Source organism: Pseudomonas anguilliseptica (assembly GCF_021375795.1).
Taxonomy (GTDB): Bacteria; Pseudomonadota; Gammaproteobacteria; order Pseudomonadales; family Pseudomonadaceae; genus Aquipseudomonas; species Aquipseudomonas anguilliseptica_A.
Genome location: NZ_JAEIOI010000003.1, coordinates 144,777 through 164,714, shown reverse-complemented (window position 1 = coordinate 164,714; position 19,938 = coordinate 144,777). Strand labels below are relative to the sequence as shown.

The window sequence follows — 19,938 nt, the reverse complement described above, 5'->3', positions numbered from 1 at the left end:
GCCCTGGATACCTGTGTAGGAGTTGAACATGATGCGTTTACTGATGCAGTTCTCTGCCTGTTTCGCCCTGGGCCTGGCGGTGGCGTTTATGGTGCTGCTGGGGTTGATGTTCTGCGGCCAGTTCGACCTGATCAAGGGCCTGCAGCTAACCGGCCAACCTATGGCGCAGCTGAGTCTGGTGCTGTTGCCGGAAGCCTTCTGGGAAAGCCTGACCGGCCTGGCCAATGCGCCGCAGAACCGCGAGGTGCAGTCCTTTCTCAGCCTGTGCACGGCGCTGGGCCAGGTTGGCCTGCTGCTGGCGCTGGGCTTCTTTCGCCTGTGGTATGTGCGATGAGCGGGCATATCGGGTTGCGCGAAGAGTCGCGCGCCGGACACCTGCTGGCGCGGCGGATTGCCCGCCTGTTTGCGGTTGCGGCGAGCCAGCCGACAAAGCGCACAACGGGCAAATCTGCAGCAGTGGGTGATGCGCTGTGCGGTCTGGATAACAGTACGCTTGAGCGGTGTGGTGTAGGTGTTTATCGAGGGGGTTGAGCGGGCTGCACCTGTTATGTCAATCGACTAACGTCCTAGCGCGGACCTCGGTCTTGCTGTTCGCCTAGTTAACTTATTGTTATGTAAAGATAAAAAATTTCTTCCGGAATGCGTTCAGGCGGCTAATACCAATGTCTAGCTGTCGGCCGGTGCTGGCCTGCTGCTAGCTTGAAGCTGCATCAGAATAACAATAACCGGAGGCGTCTATGACTTCTGAACAAAGCAATGCCGCGGCCTATTGGAAGGCCAATGTGCGGCTCATCACCTGGAGCCTGATTGTCTGGGCGCTGGTTTCCTATGGATTCGCCATGATCCTGCGCCCGATGGTCGCGGGAATCTCCGTTGGCGGTTCCGACCTCGGATTCTGGTTCGCCCAGCAAGGCTCAATCCTCTTCTTTATCGGGCTCATTTTTCACTACGCGTGGAGACTGAACAAACTCGATAAAGAATTTGGCGTCGAGGAGTAAATGGTCATGAGCCAATTCGTTATCAACATGTTGTTCGTAGGCGCGTCCTTCGCGCTCTACATCGGCATCGCCATCTGGGCGCGTGCCGGCTCCACCAAAGAGTTCTACGTCGCTGGCGGTGGTGTGCATCCGATCACCAACGGTATGGCGACAGCCGCTGACTGGATGTCTGCTGCATCCTTCATTTCCATGGCGGGCCTGATTGCCGCCGGTGGTTATGCCAACTCCACCTTCCTCATGGGCTGGACCGGTGGCTATGTGCTGCTGGCGATGCTGCTGGCGCCCTACCTGCGCAAGTTCGGCAAGTTCACCGTGCCGGATTTCATCGGTGATCGTTTCTACAGTCGTGGCGCGCGCCTGACTGCTGTGATCTGCCTGGTGATCATCTCCGTGACCTACGTGATCGGTCAGATGGCCGGTGCCGGTGTGGCCTTCTCGCGCTTCCTCGAAGTGAGCAACTCAACCGGTATCTGGATCGCAGCAGCGGTGGTCTTCGCCTACGCCGTATTCGGTGGCATGAAGGGCATCACCTACACCCAGGTCGCTCAGTACGTGGTGCTGATCATTGCCTACACCATTCCGGCCATCTTTATTTCCCTGCAGCTGACCGGTAACCCGATCCCGCCGCTGGGCCTGTTCGGTGACCACGTCGAGTCCGGCGTGCCGCTGTTGCAGAAGCTCGATGAAGTGGTACGTGAACTGGGCTTCGCTGCCTACACCGCCGATGTCGACAACAAGCTGAACATGGTGCTGTTTACCATGTCGCTGATGATCGGTACTGCCGGTCTGCCGCACGTGATCATTCGCTTCTTCACCGTACCGAAAGTGGCTGACGCGCGTTGGTCCGCTGGTTGGACCCTGATCTTCATTGCCATGCTCTACCTCACCGCGCCGGCTGTTGCCTCGATGGCACGTCTGAACCTGGTCACCACCATCTATCCGGAAGGTGCTTCTGCCCCCGCGCTGGCCTATGACGAGCGTCCTGAGTGGGTCAAGAACTGGGAGCAAACCGGTCTGATCAAGTGGGAAGACAAGAACGGTGACGGTCGCATCCAGATGTACAACGATGCCGCACCTGCCTTCACCCCAACCGCCGAAACGCGCGGCTGGAAGGGCAACGAGCTGACCGTGAACAACGACATCCTGGTTCTGGCCAACCCGGAGATCGCCAACCTGCCAGGTTGGGTGGTCGGCCTGATCGCGGCGGGCGCCATTGCGGCGGCACTGTCGACGGCGGCTGGTTTGTTGCTGGCGATTTCTTCGGCGATCAGTCATGACCTGATCAAGACCTTGATCAATCCGAAGATCAGCGAGAAGAACGAGATGCGCGCTGCACGGCTATCGATGGCGGCTGCAATTCTCTTGGCGACTTATCTGGGGTTGAATCCGCCTGGGTTCGCCGCGCAGGTGGTGGCACTGGCCTTCGGTATTGCGGCGGCGACCCTGTTCCCGGTGTTGATGATGGGGATCTTCTCCAAGCGCATGAACGACAAGGGGGCGATCTGCGGCATGGTCTCCGGCCTGGTGATCACCCTGCTGTACATCTTCACCTACCTGGGCTGGTTCTTCATTCCGGGCACCAACATGCTGCCGAACACCCCGGACCAGTGGTTTATGGGTATCTCCCCGGCTTCCTTCGGTACCGTCGGTGCGCTGATCAACTTCGCGGTGGCTTACGGCGTATCGCAGGTCACTGCTGCACCGCCGCAGGAAATCCAGGACCTGGTGGAAAGTGTACGGACCCCCAAAGGTGCTGGTGCCGCGCTGAGCCACTAAGCATAATCCGGACCTGATTTAGGGTCTTACCGACGGGCCTCCATTGGAGGCCCGTCTTTTTTCGGGAACAAGCCTATGTTGTGGACCTTGCTTGCCATTGTGGTATCCGGTCTTGGTGCTGCCGGTATTGCCCTGCTGTTGCGCAAACTCACGCGCAACAGGCTGCCGCGCTGGATCATTCCGCTGTTTGGTGGGCTGGGTATGCTTGGCTACCAGATCTATTACGAATACTCCTGGTTTGACCATCAGGTGCAGCGTCAGCCGGCTGAGGCCGTGCTGGTGGCCAGTGAGTCTGGTGAGGTGTTCTGGCGCCCCTGGAGTTATGTCTGGCCGATGACCACGGCCTTTACCGTGCTCGATAGCAAAAGCCTGGTACACCAGGAAGCGGACGGGAACCGCTTGGCGGTTTTCAACCTGTACCGCTTTGAGAAGCAGCATATCGATCACGTCAGTTTTCAGGCGCATCTGCTCAACTGCAGCAGCGCCGAGTTACTGCCGTTAGATGAGCAGAGCAAGCCGCAACTGGCTCAGCTCAAGCGCATTGCCACTGACGACGCGCTCTATCTGAGGGCCTGCAAGTAAGCGGCGGGCCAACGCGCTGTGCCGCAGGTGTCTGTGGCGCGCGTGCCAACGTATCGGCTAGCTACCTGCGCAGCAGTGGCCAGCTCCCCAGTGCGGCAGGGATGCCCAGGCCGAGCCAGGCCACGGCATCCCACCCACCATCACCCAAAAGCGCACTGATCAGCCCGATTGCGCTGATCAGGCCGATCAGCAGCGGCAGGGCGAAGGTCGATTGACGCCAGCTCATGCTGCAGCCTCCGTGCGTTCACGCGCTGTAGTCGGGGTACGCCGGCGTACCCACCAGAGGTACAGGCCGCTGCCGAGCACGATGATGGTCAGCACATCCAGCACCGCCCAGAGCACTTTCATCGGCATGCCGCCGTAGTCACCAAAGTGCAGCGGCTGCGACATCGACAGCGCATCCATATACCAGGGCCGTTGGCCGATGGCGGTGACGTGCAGGGTGCGCGCATCGATCAGCACCGGTGTCCACAGGTGCGCGGTGAGGTGCGTATTGCCTTTCATAAATACGCTGTAATGGTGCTCGCTGGAAAAGCGCGTGCCGGGAAAGGCGATAAAGTCCGGCTGCATCTCCGGCGTGGCCTGCGCGGCAATCGTCAGCACCTGATTGACGGGCGCACGCTCGGTCAGCGGCGGCGCATCGCGGTAGGGCGCGACCATCGCCGCCAGGGCTTCGGTGCGCCAGGCGCTGATCAGCAGGTCGGCGCAGGCGCTGATCACCCCGGTGACGCCGACTACCAGGGCCCAGGTCAGGGTGACGATACCGATCAGGTTGTGCAGGTCGAGCCAGCGTGTGCGGGTGGCTTTCGTGTGGCGCACTTCGGCGAATTTTAGCCGGCGCATAAACGGCGCGTAGAGCACCACACCGGAGATGATCGCCACCACGAACAGCAGGCCCATAAACGCCAGTAACAGCTTGCCGGGCAGGCCGGCGAACATGTCCACGTGCAAACGCAGAATGACCATCAGCAGGCCGCCGTTGGCTGCTGGCATCTCCACGGCCTCGCCACTGCGGGCATCAAGCATAAAGGTGTGCGAAGAGTTCGGTTCGGTGCCAGCCGTGGCGGCGGTGATCGCCACAACGCCGTTGGGCTCGTCGTCCTCGAAACCGAAGTACTGCACCACTTCGCCCGGTCGATGCCGCTCGGCGGCCTCGACCAGTTGCTGCAGGCTCAGGTGCGCTGTATCGGCTGGCAGCTCGCGCAATTCCGGGGCCTCACCGAGCAGGTGTTCCAGTTCGTGGTGGAAAATCAGTGGCAGCCCGGTCAATGCCAGCATCAGCAGAAACAGGGTACAGATCAGGCTGGTCCAGGTGTGCACGGCGGACCAGCGGCGGATGGTGGTGCTTTTCATAGGCTTTTCCAAAAGCCGAAAGCCGCCCATTGGACGGCCCCGGTGGCGCGCGGGTTACGACTCAGTGGGTTACCACGTGTAAGTGGCGCTGGCGACTACGCTGCGTTGGTCGCCGTAGTAGCAGTAGTAGGCGTCGCAGGTGGATATGTAGTCCTTGTTCAACAGGTTGGTGGCGTTGAGCGCCAGCGATGCGCCGGTGAGGCTGTTGTCCAGGCGGCCGAGGTCGTAGTGCACGGCGGCATCGAACACGGTGTAGGACTTGGCGAAGCCAAGCTCGGAGTTGGCCTGGTCACCGAAGGTATTGCCGGTATAGCGAGCGCCAGCGGCGATGCCGAAACCGTCGAGCACACCGTTGTGCCAGGTGTAGTCGGCCCACAGCGAGGCCTGGCGATTGGGCATCAGTTGCAGACGCTTGCCCTTGAACTCACCGTCTTGCACTTCAGACTTCGCCTGCGTGTAGGAGGCGACCACCTTCAGGTTGTCGGTGACGTTGCCCACGGCTTCCAGCTCCAGGCCCTTGACCTTTACTTCGCCCGTCTGGCTGGTGACGGCTACGCCCCCGATGCGGTTGGTGACCGACACGTTTTGCTGGGTCAGGTCGTAGACGGCGGCGCTCAGCAGGATGTCGCTGCCCGGCGGTTGATATTTCACGCCCAGCTCCCATTGCTGGCCTTCGGTTGGTTTGATCGACTGCGTCGGCGAGGCAGTGGCATTGCTGGTCGGCTGGAACGACTCGGCGTACGACAGGTAGGGGGTGAAGCCCGAGTCAAACACATAGCTGAGGGCCGCGTTGCCGCTGAAGGCCTTGTCGCGCTCGGTGTTGGTCGCATCGGCCTGGTTAAAGAACGTGGTGCCGGTGTGCACCCAGTCTTCGCGGCCGCCAAGGGTCAGACGCCACTGGTCGAGGGCCATCTGGTCCTGGACGTAGAGGCCCGTCTGGTGGGACTTCTGGTTGTAGTCGTAGAACGCCAGGGAACGTGGCGGGCGGACGATGTGCTGGCCGTGCACCGGGTTGTTGACGTTGATGTCTGGCGGGGCGTAGCCATTGAACGCGGTGCCGAAGACCGACATATAGTTGGTTTCGATGCGCTGGTGATCAAGGCCGAGCAGCAGGGTGTGGTTGATCTTGTCAGTGGCGAAGTCGGCCTGGAAGTTGTTGTCCACGGCGAACTGGCGGATGTCTTCTTCGGTGTTGGTGCTGTTGCGCCCGACATTACCGTTGGCGTCGACCACATAGCCTAGGCCTGCGAAGGCCGGGATGTAGCTGTTGACGGTGACGGTCTGGAACGACAGGTCGGACTTGGTATAGCGCAGGTTCTGGCGGAACTGCCAGACGTCGTTGAAACGATGCTCGAAGGCGTAGCCCAGGGCGTAGTAGGTACGGTCGTAGTAGTCGTAGTCCGGATCACCCAGGTTCTTGTGGTGGGAGATCTTGCCAAACGGCATGTCGATCTTGGTGCCCTGGATTGGCAGGAACTGGCTGGTGGTGCCGGTATCGTCGCGGGTGAACTGCGACAGCAGGGTCAGGCGGGTATCGGGGTCGATATTCCAGGTCAGGCTGGGCGCGATGTTGTAGCGCTTGTTGTCGACCTTATCGATCTGGGTGCCGCTGTCGCGTATCACGCCGCTGATGCCGTAGAGGAACTGGCCCTGCTCGTCGATTGTGCCGGTGCTGGCGAAGTTGATCTGGCGATGGTTGTCGCTGCCGTACTGCACTTCGAGTTCATGGGCGGTCGCGTCGTTCGGGCGACGGCTGACCATATCCAGCAGGCCGCCGGGCGGAGTCTGGCCATAGACCGACGACGCCGGGCCGCGCAGCAGGGCCAGGCGGTCGAGGTTCCAGGTTTCCGGTTTCGGGTTGGCGTACACGCCACGGGGCAGCGGCAGGCCGTCGAGGAAGTGGGTCGGCTCGAAGCCGCGTACGCGCATCCAGTCGTAGCGGGTGTCGCTGCCGAAGCTGCTGGAGACGATGCCCGGCATGTATTTCACCGCGTCATCGAGGCTGTGCACGCCACGGTCCTGCATCTGTTCGTGGGTGGCCACCGAGATCGAGCGCGGGGCCTCGGCCAGGGCTGTGTCGGTTTTGCTGCCAGCGGCGGTGCGTGAGGCCAGGTAGCCGGACGCAGGGCCCCAGGCGCTTTCCGTCTGCTGCGAGGCGGTAACGGTGATATCCGGCAGGGCTACAGTCGCCTGGGGTGCGGGGATCAGGCTGTAGACGCCAGCGCTGCCGTGCTGCAGTTGCAGGCCGCTGCCGCGCAGCGCCTGGTGCAGGGCTTCGAGGGCGTCGTAGTCACCGTGCACCGGGGTCGACTGCTTGCCTACGGTCAGCGCCGGGTCGATGCTCAGGACGATGCCGGCCTGGCTGGCGATCTGTGTCAGGGTGCTGGCCAAGGGCGCGGCGGGCAGTTGGTAGGTGTCCGCCAGAGCGGGTGTGCAGACGCTGGCAAGGCTGATGGCAGCGGCCAGCAGACCGGGGCGGAACAGGGGCAGGGCGCGGGTCATTACGAAACTCTCCTAAGCGGGAATAAATCTCAATGACCTGTTGCCGAAGCAGCATGGAAAAGTGACAGGGCTGTTTGAAATTATTTTTTAGCGAGATTTAAAGGTGCTGCTGTCGATCCCTGAGCGGGCGCCGGATCTTTGTAGGAGGGGCCCCTTCCCGTCTGTTTTTAGGCGGCCGCTTACTGCGCAGCAGGTACAACCTTGGTCCACCAGTTGCCAACGCGCTCGATGCGTACCGGCAGGCTCGGTGGTAGGGCCGCCAGGGCTTTGTCACTGTCGTACAGGGGGAAGCTGCCGCTGATGCGCAGGTCGGCCAGGCGCGGGTCGAGGCCTAGGTAGCCGCTGCGGTATTCGCCCAGGGCGTCGAGCAGGTCTTCCAGGCGCAGATTCTCGGCCACCAGCATGCCGTGGCTCCAGGCCGCCGCGCTGAGCGGTGCGGCATGGACGCGGTTGAGTTGCTGGCGCTGCATCAGCACCTGCTCACCGGCCTGGATGATGCGTTCGCTGGCACCATCGAGCGGGTGCGCGGCCACTGCCGACTGCAACACGGTCAGGCGCGTGCTGTCGCCCTCGCGGCGCACCAGAAAACGTGTGCCCAGGGCGCGCAGGCTGCCTTGCTCGGTGAGTACGACAAATGGCCGTGGGTCGCCATGGGCGGTTTCCACCAGGATTTCACCGCTGTGCAGGCGCACGGCGCGCTGCGTGTCGCTGAATTCGATATCCATGGCGCTGCGGCTGTTCAGGCGGATCCGGCTGTGATCGTGCAGCTGCAATTCGCGCTGCTCACCCCGGCCGGTGCGGACATCGGCCAGGTAATCGTCGAGTGGGCGTTGCTGGCCGAGCAGGCCCAGCAACAGAGCCGTGCTCAGTAACAGGCCGAGCGCACCGCCAGCGAGACGCCGACGGCGGGTGCTGCGCGCACTGTGCAGCAAGGCCTGACGCGCCGGTGCCGCTGCCGCCGAAGCCAGGCGGATATCCAGGCCATTGAGCTGCTGCCAGACCCGCGCATGCTCGGGATGCGCCGCCAACCATGCGGCGAACGCGTGCTGTTGTTCAGCGCTGACCGTGCCGGAGTCGAGGCACAGTTGCCATTCGATGGCCGCGTCCAGTACCCGTGCCGATACCGCGCTCATTGCGGTGCTCCGTACAGGGCGATGTAGCACTGACGCAGGCCCTGAGCCAGGTACTGGCGCACGCGGGACACGGAAACACCGAGGCGCTCGGCAATTTCCGCGTGGCCCATACCGTCCAGACGGTTATGCAGAAAGGCTGCGCGGGCATTGCTCGACAGCTGGCCGAGCAGGCGGTCGATTTCGCGCAGCGCATCCAGGGCCAGCGCCTGTTCTTCGGCGCTGGGTTGTATGGTCTGCGGCAGTTGGCCGAGTTCGTCCAGGTAGGCGCGTTCCAGCGCGCTGCGGCGGAAGTGATCGATCAGCAGGCCCCGGGCGATGGTGGTCAGCAACGCACGGGGCTCGCGCGCCTGTTCCAGGTCGCTGCGCCCGAGCAGGCGGACAAAGGTGTCCTGGCTGAGGTCTTCGGCGCGCTCCGGGCTGTACAGGCTTTTGCGCAGCCAGCCGAGCAGCCAGTCACGGTGATCGCGATAGAGCAGGCTGACCAACTGCAGGTGGGTAGAATCGCCAGCCGCCACGCGAACCTCGAGAGAGTAGATAAGAAACAAATCGAGAACTATTCGCATATGATGGCAGGGCAGCCCTGCCTCCCGCAATCCACCGTTGCGCTGCCGCGATGGGTGGTCGCCACCTGGCCTGGCATAGATGCAGATCAATAGCCGCGTGCGCGCGACAGGCTAGAGTGCCCGGCCCTGTTGGCTGAGCGACCTGATCATGGCCCCCACACCGCGTTATCCCGAGCTGCTCTCGCCAGCCGGCACCTTGAAGAACATGCGTTACGCCTTCGCCTATGGAGCGGACGCGGTGTACGCCGGGCAGCCGCGCTACAGCCTGCGGGTGCGCAATAACGAGTTCGATCACGGCAATCTTGAGGCGGGCATCCGCGAGGCGCATGCCCAGGGCAAACAGTTCTATGTGGTGGTCAACATCGCGCCGCATAACGCCAAGCTGAAGACCTTTCTGCGCGATTTGCTGCCGGTGGTGCTGATGGGCCCGGATGCGCTGATCATGTCCGACCCCGGCTTGATCATGTTGGTGCGCGAGCACTTCCCGCAGATGCCGATTCACCTGTCGGTGCAGGCCAATGCGGTGAACTGGGCCAGCGTGCAGTTCTGGAAGCAGCAGGGTCTCTCACGGGTGATTCTGTCGCGCGAGCTGTCGCTGGAGGAAATTGGCGAAATCCGCCATGAAGTGCCGGGTATGGAGCTGGAAGTCTTCGTCCATGGCGCGCTGTGCATGGCCTATTCCGGGCGCTGCCTGCTGTCGGGCTATATCAACAAGCGCGACCCCAATCAGGGCAGCTGTACCAATGCCTGTCGCTGGCAGTACCAGGCCCAGCCGGCTGGCGAGAACGAGCTGGGTGAGGTGGTGCAACTTGTCGAGCCGACCCTGGGGTTAGGCGCGCCGACCGAGCAGCTGTTCCTGCTGGAAGACGCCAGTCGGCCTGGCGAGCAGATGGCCGCCTTCGAGGACGAGCACGGCACCTACATCATGAACTCCAAGGACCTGCGTGCCGTACAACATGTCGAGCGCCTGGTGCGCATGGGTGTGCACTCGCTGAAGATCGAGGGCCGCACCAAGTCCCACTACTATGTGGCGCGCACCGCCCAGGTGTACCGCAAGGCGATTGATGATGCGCTGGCGGGCAAACCCTTCGACAAGAGCCTGATGGGCACTCTGGAGTCGCTCGCTCATCGCGGTTACACCGAGGGCTTTCTGCGCCGTCATGTGCACGACGAGTATCAGAACTACGAGCGCGGCAGCTCGGTGTCGGATCAGCAACAGTTTGTCGGTGAGCTGACCGGCGAGCGCCGTGGTGAACTGGCTGAAGTGCGGGTAAAGAACCGCTTTGCCGTGGGCGATGGGCTGGAGTTGATGACGCCCCAGGGCAATCTGCGCTTTACCCTTGACCAGCTGGAAAACCGCCAGGGCCAGGGAATGGCGGTCGCCCCGGGCGACGGTCACGTGCTGTACCTGCCGGTGCCGCCTGAGGTGCAGCTGGAATATGGCTTGTTGATGAGAGACCTATAGGCGCACGCCATGCGTGCGATCGTGTTGATCGCAGTTTCGCGGTCATGGCCCGCTCCTACAGGGCTGGTTGTTAAACGCTATGTCCCAATTTTGTATTACATGCACGGGGTAGAGCGCGTCTTACGCTTCAGCGCAGGGTTGCATGTGTAGGTTGAGTTGAGGAACAGCGCGACGAAGCCCAACGAGACAGGCTGCAATCTGTTGGGCTTCGCTGCGCTCAACGCCAACCTACGCCTTATCGCCGCGCAACACGCAATGGGTACATAGCCTTGTTAAAGGCTCTTACATCGAATGCGCGCGCTGACGGCGGCGGCTGTTGAGTTGCTGCAACAGCGCCGGCAGGCTGTCGAGCTGCTGCTGACGCGCCTTGCTGAACAGGATCAGCGCCAGCTCGGCAGTCACCAGGGCATCGGCGCTGGCATGGTGACGTTGCTGCACCTGCAGGCCGAAATAACGGGTCCAGTCGTCCAGCCCTGCGTGGGGCAGATTGGCTTTGGGGCAGACCAGTGGGGCGATCTCGGCGACATCAAAGAAGGCATGACGCAAGCGATAGCCCAGGCTTTGCTTGAGCGCGCGAGCGAGCATGCGCTGGTCGAATTCGGCATGAAAGGCCAGCAGCGGGCTGTCGCCGAGAAACTCCATAAAGGTCAGCAGGGCCTCGGCGGGTTCCACGCCGTTGGCTATCGCGCTGGGGGCGATGCCGTGAATCAGGGTGCTGGCGCTGGCCTGATGATCCGGACGCTGCAGGGTGCATTCGAACTGCTGGCCAAGGTCGATGGCGCCGTTGTTGATCACCACCGCGCCAATCGACAGCACCTGATCACGGCGCATGTTCAGGCCGCTGGTTTCCAGGTCGAGGATAACCAAGCGCTGCTGCTGCAGGGGGCGCTCATCCAATGCGCAGGGCTCGGCCAGTTGGCTACGTCGCTGCAGTTGCAGTTGCGTCAGGGCCGGGCCGCGCCCGCTAAACCAGGTGAACTTGCTCATAGTTGGTACCTCGTAGCCAGGCTGCTCTGCAGCCGCTGCGCCTGGCGGAAGGACTCGCGCAGAATGCGTCGGTCGAGGTGGTTGAGGTGATCAGGATCGACCCGGTTGGAGTAGGGCTGACCATTGCGTGCCTGCAGCTGATGCTGCTGCAGCCGCGCTTGCTGGATGTAATGGTAGGCCTCTTCGTAGGCGGCACCATCCTGAGCATCGATCACCCCATGGCGGATCAGTGCACGCAGCCGTTCCAGGGTGCCGACGGCCGCTACACCCTGGGCCAGGGCCAGTAGGCGCGCGCCGTCGACAAAGGGCGTCAGGCCCTGCACCTTGAGGTCCAGGGTGTCCTTTTCGGCCCCCTTGCTGGCCACCACGAAGTCACGGAACACCCCCACCGGCGGGCGCTGGCGCAGGGCATTCTCGGCCAGCATGCGCTGGAACAGGCTATTGCCAGCCACCTGCAGCAACAAACCCTGGCGCAGCTGCTCGCAGCCCTGCGGCTCGCCCCACACTGCGCGCAGGTCGAAATAGATACTGGAGGCCAGCAGGTTTTCCGGCGTGGCTTCCTGCACGAAGCTGCTGAAGCGCCGCGCCCACTCCTGGCGCGACAGGCACAGCTCGGGGTTGCCGGCCATGATATTGCCCTTGCACAGGGTAAAGCCGCATTGCGCCAGACGCTGGTTGATCTCCTGGGCCAGCGGCAGCAGGCGCGCGCGAATGGCGGCGGCCTCGGTTGCGTCGGCGGCTTCGAAGAGAATGCCGTTGTCCTGATCGGTGTGCAGGGTCTGTTCGCTGCGGCCTTCGCTGCCGAATACCAGCCAGGTGAACGGCACACCAGGGTCGCCCATATCCTCCAGAGTCAGTTCGATCACCCGGCATACCGTGTGGTCGTTGAGCAGGGTGATCAGCTGGGTGATCTGCGTCGAGCTGGCGCCGTGAGCGAGCATACTGTCGACCAGTTGCCGCACATCGCTGCGCAGCGCCGCCAGGGTTTCCACCCGTCCGGCGTGGCGAATGGTGCGCGCCAGATGCACCAGGTCGACGCGCTGCAGACTGAACAGATCGCGTTCGGAAATCACCCCGCACAGCTGCTCGTTCTCCACCAGGCAGACGTGGGCGATATGCCGCTCGGTCATGGCGATGGCCGCGTCGAAGGCGCTGGCATCCGGTGGCAGATGGAAGGGCGACTGGGTCATCAGGCGGTCGATGGGCTGGGTCAGGTCGACGCCATCGGCCACCACACGGCGCAGGTCGCGCAGGGTGAAAATACCCAGTGGTTTCAGGGCCGGGTCGACAATCACGATGCTGCCGACCTGCTGTTCATGCATCAGCTGCACGGCATCACGCAGTGGCATGTCCGGGGCGCAGCTGATCGGGTTGCGCATGGCCAGCTCAGCGAGGCGGGTATCGAGCGAATATTGCGCGCCGAGGGTTTCCACCGCGCGCATCTGCACCTGCTGGTTGACCTGATCGAGCAGGCTGCTGACCCCGCGCAGGGCGAAGTCGCGCAGCGGGTTGGACAGCGAGAACAGCTTGATAAACGCCGGCTTGTTCAGCAGCAGGCAGAAGGTGTCCTCGGCGGCCAGGTGTTCGGTACGGGTGGCGCGTTCGCCGATCAGCGCGGCCAACGGGAAGCATTCGCCGGTGGTGATCTCGAAGGTGGTTTCCGTGCCGCGCCGCGCCGAATGAGGGCGTTCGCCATGCACGCGGCCCTGTTTGACGATAAAGAAGTGCTCAACCGGACCGTCGGTCGGCTTGATGATGGTTTCACCTTCGCCATAAAAGCGCAGCTGACAGTTCTCCACCAGATACGCCAGGTGGGCGGTATCCATCTGGTTGAACGGCGGGAATTTCTGCAGAAAGGCCATGGTGCCATGGATGTTCTGCAGCACCGCCGTCTTGCCTGCCTGGGCGAATGCGTCCGCTGTGCTCATGGGCGATCTCACAGTTTTCTGAGTATCCATGGTCGGCTGGTGCTGCCGCCTGCGCCATTGGACGTAAGTCTAGATACCGTTTATCCCAGAAGCGTCAAAAAAATTTTCTTCATCAGATCAGTGACTTATGAAGCTGTCTGAGTTGCTGCTGGCGTTTCGTCAGTAAAACGTCAGAAAAATGGTTTTGCTGTGGCATAATGCGCGCCGATGTCAAAAAAATGCCTTTGCACAGCCTGTGCCTTGTTGTAACCCAGTCAATACAGGGACGTAGTCCGTGACCTTAGATGTAAAGACCAGCCGCGTAGCTGTAAGCGCGACTCGCCGCTTGATCTGTGAAAAAACCAGCCTGTTGTGTTCCGCCTTATTGTTCAGCGCCTGGGTGCAGGGCCAGCCGGCCTATGACGCCCTGCTTGAGCGTGCGCGTAGCGGTGACTACCAGCCGGCTTTGAGCTTTCTGCGCGCGCAGCAGGCCAACTGGCAATCGCCGCGTTACCTGAATGACCACCTGCTGATTGCCGGTTGGGCCGGTGAGGACGCAGAAGTGGTTGCGCTGTATGAGCAGCAGGCAACCGCACAGATGCTCTCGGCCGATGCTCTGGCCGTTGTCGCGCGTGCTTACCGAAACCTGCGCCAGTGGCCGGCCGCCCTGGCGGTTTATCGGCAGGGGCTGGCGCGTTTTGCCGAGCACCAGGGGCTGCTGCTCGGCCAGGTAATGACCCTGGCCGATGCCGGGCAACACGCTGCGGCGATTGCCCAGGGCCAGGCGCTGGTGAATCAGGCAGGGCAGGATGCCGAGCGCCGCCTGGTGCTCGGCTATGCCTACCTGAGCGCGGGTCAGCGCTATGCCGCGCTGCATGAAATCGACCGCGCCCATGACCTGGCTCCGGGGCGCGCCGATGTGGCGCGCGAGTACCTGCTGAGCCTGCAGCGTGCCGGTTTGCCGCAGCAGGCCCTGGCCCTGAATCAGCGCTATTCGGGCCTGCTGGACGCGGCCCAGGTGCGTCAGTTGCAGGGCGATGTGCTCGCTGAGCAGGTGCGTCTGGCGGACATGGCCACACGCAGCGAAGGCGAGCGCTTTCAGATCGCCGACCGCGCCCTGGCCGAGGCCGAGCAGCTGTTGCAGCGTTGGGCCGAGCAGCCCGAGGCCGAGGCGGACAGCCGGCGCGTGCGCATCGATCGCCTGGGTGCTTTGCATGCACGGGTGCGGATGCGCGAGGTGCTGGCGCAGTATCAGCAGTTACAGGCCGAGCAGGTCAGCTTGCCGAGCTATGCGCTGCGTTGGGTGGCCTCCGCCATGCTCTATCTGCGTCAGCCCGAGCAGGCCGCCGAACTCTACCGCCAGGTCCTGACCGGTGAAGACGACAAGCACCCCGAGTGGCTGGAAGATCAGCGCAGCCTGTTTTACGCCCTGGTGGAAAGTGAACAGCTGGAGGCCGCGCAGCAACAGGCCGAGCAGTTGGCTGCGCAGCAGCCGCCACGCCTGTACCTGCTCGGCAACCCCGAGGCGGAACCCAATGCACGCTGGCTGGAAGCTCAGGAGCTGCGTGCCACTGCCTACCTGCAGGTGAATGACACACCCGCCGCTGAGCAGGCCTACGCGCAACTGGCCGACAATGCGCCGAACAACAGTGCGCTGCGCACCGCGCGCGCCGGCCTGTACCTGGCGCGTGGCTGGCCGCGGCGCGCCGAAGATGAGTTGAAGGTGGTGGAAAGCACCGCACCGCGCAACCTTGCCCTGGAGGTCGAACAGGGCCTGGCGGCACTGGAACTGCAGGAATGGCGACAGCTGGGTCTGCTCGCCGATGATGTGATCCAGCGTTACCCGGAAAGCCTGCAAACCCAGCGTTTGCAGCGCTTGCGCCAGGTGCATCATATGGCTGAGCTGCAAGTCTCCGGCTACCGTGGTCTGGGCTCGGGCAGCAGTGTTTCCGGCGGCAATGACCTGGGCATCGACACCACCCTGTACAGCGCGCCCTTGCAGGATGACTGGCGGCTGTTTGTCGGCGGCGGTTATGCCACCGGTGATTTCGAGGAAGGGCGCGGCCAGCACCGCTGGCTGCGCACCGGTGCCGAATGGCGGGTGCGCAACCACACCGTCGAGGCCGAGCTGTCGCGTCATGACTTCGGGCATGGCAGCCCGCTGGGTTTGCGCCTGAGCGGCAGCCACGATATCGACGACCACTGGCAGTACGGCTGGTCGGCGCAGCATCTGTCCAGCGATACGCCGTTGCGTGCGTTGAATGCCGATATCACGGCCGACAGCCTGAGTGGCTACCTGCGCTGGCGCGGTGATGAGCGACGCGAGTGGCGTGCGTCGGTCAATGCCGCGCATTTCAGTGATGGCAACAACCGCTATGGCCTGCTGCTTGATGGCAGCCAGCGCTTCTACACCGCACCGAACTGGCAGGCCGACCTGGGCCTGGAAGTGGGCGTAAGCGGCAACAGTGGCTCGGATGAAGTGCCGTACTTCAATCCTGAGGCCGAGTTCAGTGTGCTGCCCAGCGTAAAGCTGTCGCACACCCTGTATCGGCGTTACCAGACGGTCTGGAGTCAGCAGTCTGAACTGGGCGCGGGCAGCAACAGCCAGCGCGGCTACGGCACCGATGCCGTCGGCCTGATCAGTTACGGCCAGCGCCTGCGTTTCGCCGACCGTTTTGACGGCGGCCTGGCCATCTCCGCCCTGAGTCGTGCCTACGACGGTGAGCGCGAGCAGGAAGTGCGCGTGCTGTTCGACGTCAATTACCGCTTTTAAGGATTTCCCCCCATGGGCTTTTTTTCCCGCTGCGGCCTGCTCGGGCTGGTCGCTTTGTTGCTCGGCGCTTGCGCCGTTCCCGCTCCGCCCTTCACGCCGCCGCAGCAGCGTATGCAGGCGGTAGGCGAAAGCCCGTGGCCGCAGGGCAAGGTGCTGGCGCTGGCCTATCACGACATCGAGGATGCCGATGCCAGCCAGGCCTATATGTCGGTGCGCACCGCCAACCTGATCGAACAGCTGGCCTGGCTCAAGGCCAACGGTTACCAGGCAGTGTCGGTGGATCAACTGCTGGCTGCCCGTCAGGGTGGCCCGGCGCTGCCGGATAAGGCCGTGCTGTTGAGTTTCGATGACGGTTACAGCAGCTTTTACACCCGTGTTCTGCCGATCCTCAAAGCCTATCAGTGGCCTGCTGTACTGGCCCCGGTGGGCGTCTGGATGGACACGCCGACCGATCGTCAGGTGGATTTCGGCGGCCTGCCAGTGGCGCGTGAGCGTTTTGTAACCTGGGCGCAAATCCATGAAATTGCCGCCAGCGGTTTGGTGGAGATTGCTGCGCACACGGATGCGCTGCACTACGGCGCCTTGGCCAACCCCCAGGGCAATGTGCAGCCGGCCGCCGTGACGCGTTTGTACGACCCGCAGCAGAAACGCTATGAGAGCGACGCCGAGTACAGCGCGCGCATCGGCCAGGATGTGGCGCGCATCAGCGCCAAGATCGAGGCTGCCAGCGGCCGTGCGCCGCGCGTCTGGGTCTGGCCTTATGGTGCGGCCAGCGGCACGGCGTTGAAGATCGTCGGTGACAATGGCTACGAGCTGGCACTGACCCTGGAAGATGGCCTGAGCGCCTTCGCCAGCCTGCAGGACGGGCCGCGTTTTCTGCTCAATGGCGACCCGGACACCAGTCGCTTTGCCGCCGCTATCAGCGCGGTGGAAGAAGCAGAGCTGATGCGCGTGGCGCATGTTGATCTGGATTATGTCTACGACGCCGACCCACAGCAGATGGATGCCAACCTCGGCAAACTGGTGCAGCGGATTGCCGATCTGCGCATTACCACGGTGTTTCTGCAGGCCTATGCCGACCCCGAGGGCGACGGCTTGGTCAAGTCGCTGTACTTCCCCAACCGTCACCTGCCGGTGCGCGCCGACCTGTTCAACCGCGTGGCCTGGCAACTGCGCACCCGCGCCAAGGTCGAAGTGTTCGCCTGGATGCCGGTGCTCAGCTTTGATCTGGATGCCAGCCTGCCACGGGTGCAGCGCTGGTCGGCGGATGGCGCGCCGGCAGTGGATGCCGAGCAGTACCGCCGCCTGTCGCCGTTCGATCCGACGGTGCGCCAGCAGATCGGCGAGATCTATGAAGACCTGGCGCGGCACGCCAACTTCTTCGGCGTGCTCTACCACGACGATGCACTGCTGTCGGATTTCGAAGATGCCAGCCCGGCGGCATTGGCGGCTTATCGCGCGGCTGGCCTGCCGGGTGATATCGCCCTGTTGCGCGGTGACGAGGACACCCTGCAGCGCTGGACGCGCTTCAAGAGCCGCTACCTGATCGACTTTACCAACGAGCTGACGGCCAAGGTCCGCGCCATTCGTGGGCCGCAGGTGAAGACGGCGCGCAACATATACGCTCAGCCGATCATCAACCCTTACAGCGAAACCTGGTTCGCGCAGAACCTCGACGACTTCCTCGCCAGCTACGACTGGACCGCGCCGATGGCCATGCCCTTTATGGAAGGCGTCGAGCAGGCGCAGGCCGATGCCTGGCTGGACAACCTGGTGCAGCAGATTGCTAAGCGCCCCGGCGCGTTGCAGCGCACGGTGTTCGAGTTGCAGGCGCGTGATTGGCGCAGTGGCAGTGCCGGGCCGATCGACAGCCAGCTGCTTGCCCAGTGGATGCGCCGCCTGCAATGGAATGGCGTGCGCAACTACGGCTACTACCCCGACGACTTCATCAATGACCAGCCGCGTGTGCAGAGCATTCGTCCGGCGTTCTCCAATGCCTGGTATCCGTTGCCATGATTGACCGTATCTATGCCCTGCTGATTCTCCTGCTGGTGCTTGGCGCGCCGGTGGGCGTGGCGCTGAGTCTGACTGGCGATGTGCTGCTGGACTTCGTATTTTTCTACCCGCTGTTTATGTCAGCGCTGTGGATCACCGGTGGCTGTTATTTCTGGCTGCACTGGGAGCGCCACTGGCCCTGGTCCAATACCGGCGAGGTGATGCCGCCGGAACTGGCCGGCGAGCCGTTGGTGTCGATCCTGATCCCGTGCTTCAACGAAGGCGAGCACGCGCGTGAAACCATCGGCGCGGCGTTGGCACAACGCTATCCGTCGATTGAAGTGATCGCCATCAATGACGGCTCCAGCGACAACACCGGCGCCGTGCTGGATCAGTTGGCTGCCGAAGAGCCGCGCCTGCGTGTGCTGCACCTGGCGCAGAACCAGGGCAAGGCAGTGGCCCTGCGCATGGGCGCACTGGCGGCGCGCAGCGAGTACCTGGTGTGCATCGACGGCGATGCTTTGCTCGACCGCGATGCGGCGGCTTATCTGGTGGCTCCGCTGATCGACAATCCACGGGTGGGCGCAGTGACTGGCAACCCGCGTATTCGCACGCGCTCGACCCTGGTCGGGCGCATCCAGGTCGGTGAGTTCTCTTCGATCATCGGCCTGATCAAGCGCACCCAGCGGGTTTACGGCCGGGTGTTTACCGTCTCCGGCGTCATCGCCGCGTTCCGTCGCAGCGCGCTGGATCGCATCGGCTACTGGAGCGCCGACATGATCACCGAAGACATCGACGTCAGCTGGAAGCTGCAACTCGATCACTGGTCGATCTTTTACGAACCACGTGCGCTGTGCTGGATTCTGATGCCGGAAACCCTGCGCGGTTTGTGGAAGCAACGGCTGCGCTGGGCCCAGGGCGGTGCCGAAGTGCTGCTGAAAAACGTGGGCAGCATCTGGGTCTGGCGCTTTCGCTACATGTGGCCGCTGCTGATCGAGTTCTGCCTTTCGGCGATCTGGGCCTTCACCTTTGCCCTGTCGATTCTGCTTTGGCTGGCGGGGCAGGTGGTTGAGCTGCCGGCCAACCTGCAAGTCACCAGCATGATGCCGCCGGCCTTTACCGGGCTGGTGCTGGCCTGTGTGTGCCTGGTGCAGTTCAGCCTCAGCCTGCTGATCGAACGCCGCTATGAACAGGGATTGGCCCGTTCGCTGTTCTGGATCATCTGGTACCCGCTGGCGTTCTGGATGCTCACCCTGTTTACCACCCTGGTCAGCTTTCCCAAGGTCATGCTCAAGCGCCGCCAGCAACGCGCGCGCTGGGTCAGCCCGGATCGTGGCATCAAACGGAGTGCCTCATGAGTCTGCTGATTCGTACGCAACAAAAATGGCTACCGCGCAGCATTGACGCCCTGCTGACGCTGATTGCTTGGGTAGGGTTCGGTTGTCTGCTGGTGCAGGGGGTGGCTGCGGTAATCGCTGACGATCAGCAGGGGCCGCGGTTGTCGCTGGGCACGGAATTTCTGATGACCCTGGACACCCTGCTGATTTATTTGCTGGTGGCGCTGCTGATCGGCGCCGTGCTCTTGGTATGGGCCAAATACAGCGAACAGCGCGCCAGCGGCTATGAGCGCCGCGAACGTATGCCGGATATCTGTGAGGTGGGCCTGTCAGAGAATTTCCAGGTGTCGCTGCCGGTTCTCGATTGCCTGCAAAATCAGCAGGTGCTGATCCTGCATAACCATGAGCATGGCGCGCTGGCGGCCATCGAGTTTCCCGGAACCGCCTTGCGTCTGCCCGCCCATGCCGCCGAGCAGGCCTTGCAGGATGCCGATTTCAGCACGGCTGTAGCGGGTGGTGAATTGCTGAGCAACTAGCTGCGCCAGGCGCACCCTGCAGTGGCGCTCA

At 62.9% G+C, this 19,938-nt stretch carries 16 protein-coding genes; 9 read left to right on the top strand and 7 right to left on the bottom strand.

Going from position 1 to position 19,938, the window contains the following annotated elements; all coding sequences use genetic code 11:
• Nucleotides 1-28 precede the first annotated feature (28 nt).
• The 4 genes from IOD17_RS12195 (at nt 29) to IOD17_RS12180 (ending at nt 3,356) form a co-directional block, all read left to right on the top strand.
• Entirely contained in the window at nt 29-334 is a 306-nt protein-coding gene (locus tag IOD17_RS12195) for a hypothetical protein (protein ID WP_233685342.1), read from the top strand.
• Nucleotides 335-737: 403 nt separating this feature from the next.
• The gene (locus IOD17_RS12190; RefSeq protein WP_003463859.1) at nt 738-998 is read left to right on the top strand and encodes a DUF4212 domain-containing protein; all 261 of its coding nucleotides are present in this window, start codon (nt 738-740) and stop codon (nt 996-998) included.
• Nucleotides 999-1,004: 6 nt separating this feature from the next.
• The gene (locus IOD17_RS12185) at nt 1,005-2,774 is read left to right on the top strand and encodes a sodium:solute symporter family protein (RefSeq protein ID WP_233685341.1); all 1,770 of its coding nucleotides are present in this window, start codon (nt 1,005-1,007) and stop codon (nt 2,772-2,774) included.
• 75 nt (nt 2,775-2,849) lie between these two features.
• Nucleotides 2,850-3,356, top strand: coding sequence for a hypothetical protein (locus tag IOD17_RS12180; RefSeq protein ID WP_233685340.1), 507 nt, complete (start codon nt 2,850-2,852; stop codon nt 3,354-3,356).
• Between the two features lie 61 nt (nt 3,357-3,417).
• Here the strand turns inward: IOD17_RS12180 and IOD17_RS12175 are convergent, their stop codons facing one another.
• From IOD17_RS12175 to IOD17_RS12155, 5 genes are all read right to left on the bottom strand, one after another.
• Nucleotides 3,418-3,582 (bottom strand): hypothetical protein, encoded by a 165-nt coding sequence (locus IOD17_RS12175; protein ID WP_233685339.1) that lies wholly within the window; start codon nt 3,580-3,582, stop codon nt 3,418-3,420.
• Complete coding sequence (locus IOD17_RS12170) at nt 3,579-4,709, bottom strand: PepSY-associated TM helix domain-containing protein (protein WP_233685338.1); 1,131 nt, start codon at nt 4,707-4,709, stop codon at nt 3,579-3,581. Before IOD17_RS12170 ends, IOD17_RS12175 begins: the two co-directional genes overlap by 4 nt.
• A 69-nt stretch (nt 4,710-4,778) precedes the next feature.
• Nucleotides 4,779-7,211: a TonB-dependent siderophore receptor gene (locus IOD17_RS12165; protein ID WP_233685337.1), complete on the bottom strand. Its 2,433-nt coding sequence runs from the start codon at nt 7,209-7,211 to the stop codon at nt 4,779-4,781.
• A 179-nt stretch (nt 7,212-7,390) separates the two neighbouring features.
• Nucleotides 7,391-8,344 (bottom strand): FecR family protein, encoded by a 954-nt coding sequence (locus tag IOD17_RS12160; RefSeq protein ID WP_233685336.1) that lies wholly within the window; start codon nt 8,342-8,344, stop codon nt 7,391-7,393.
• Nucleotides 8,341-8,859: an RNA polymerase sigma factor gene (locus tag IOD17_RS12155; protein ID WP_233685335.1), complete on the bottom strand. Its 519-nt coding sequence runs from the start codon at nt 8,857-8,859 to the stop codon at nt 8,341-8,343. Before IOD17_RS12155 ends, IOD17_RS12160 begins: the two co-directional genes overlap by 4 nt.
• Before the next feature lie 196 nt (nt 8,860-9,055).
• Between IOD17_RS12155 and yegQ the strand changes: the two genes are divergently transcribed.
• Entirely contained in the window at nt 9,056-10,372 is a 1,317-nt protein-coding gene (gene yegQ, locus IOD17_RS12150; protein ID WP_233685334.1) for a tRNA 5-hydroxyuridine modification protein YegQ, read from the top strand.
• Between the two features lie 282 nt (nt 10,373-10,654).
• Here the strand turns inward: yegQ and IOD17_RS12145 are convergent, their stop codons facing one another.
• Both IOD17_RS12145 and IOD17_RS12140 read right to left on the bottom strand, forming a co-directional pair.
• The gene (locus IOD17_RS12145) at nt 10,655-11,359 is read right to left on the bottom strand and encodes a PolC-type DNA polymerase III (protein WP_233685333.1); all 705 of its coding nucleotides are present in this window, start codon (nt 11,357-11,359) and stop codon (nt 10,655-10,657) included.
• The gene (locus tag IOD17_RS12140) at nt 11,356-13,287 is read right to left on the bottom strand and encodes a putative nucleotidyltransferase substrate binding domain-containing protein (protein WP_233685332.1); all 1,932 of its coding nucleotides are present in this window, start codon (nt 13,285-13,287) and stop codon (nt 11,356-11,358) included. The genes IOD17_RS12145 and IOD17_RS12140 overlap by 4 nt, the downstream gene beginning before the upstream one ends.
• A gap of 325 nt (nt 13,288-13,612) precedes the next feature.
• Between IOD17_RS12140 and pgaA the strand changes: the two genes are divergently transcribed.
• From pgaA to pgaD, 4 genes are read left to right on the top strand one after another with little or no spacing between them, the layout of a single operon-like run.
• A complete protein-coding gene (pgaA, locus tag IOD17_RS12135; protein ID WP_267925836.1) occupies nt 13,613-16,039 on the top strand; it encodes a poly-beta-1,6 N-acetyl-D-glucosamine export porin PgaA in 2,427 nt (808 codons plus the stop codon).
• Between the two features lie 12 nt (nt 16,040-16,051).
• Nucleotides 16,052-18,055, top strand: coding sequence for a poly-beta-1,6-N-acetyl-D-glucosamine N-deacetylase PgaB (pgaB, locus tag IOD17_RS12130; RefSeq protein WP_233685330.1), 2,004 nt, complete (start codon nt 16,052-16,054; stop codon nt 18,053-18,055).
• Entirely contained in the window at nt 18,052-19,392 is a 1,341-nt protein-coding gene (gene pgaC, locus IOD17_RS12125; protein ID WP_233685329.1) for a poly-beta-1,6-N-acetyl-D-glucosamine synthase, read from the top strand. The genes pgaB and pgaC overlap by 4 nt, the downstream gene beginning before the upstream one ends.
• Nucleotides 19,389-19,907 carry a poly-beta-1,6-N-acetyl-D-glucosamine biosynthesis protein PgaD gene (gene pgaD / locus IOD17_RS12120; RefSeq protein WP_233685328.1) on the top strand — a complete coding sequence of 173 codons (519 nt, stop codon included), beginning with the start codon at nt 19,389-19,391 and terminating at the stop codon, nt 19,905-19,907. The genes pgaC and pgaD overlap by 4 nt, the downstream gene beginning before the upstream one ends.
• Nucleotides 19,908-19,938: the final 31 nt, after the last annotated feature.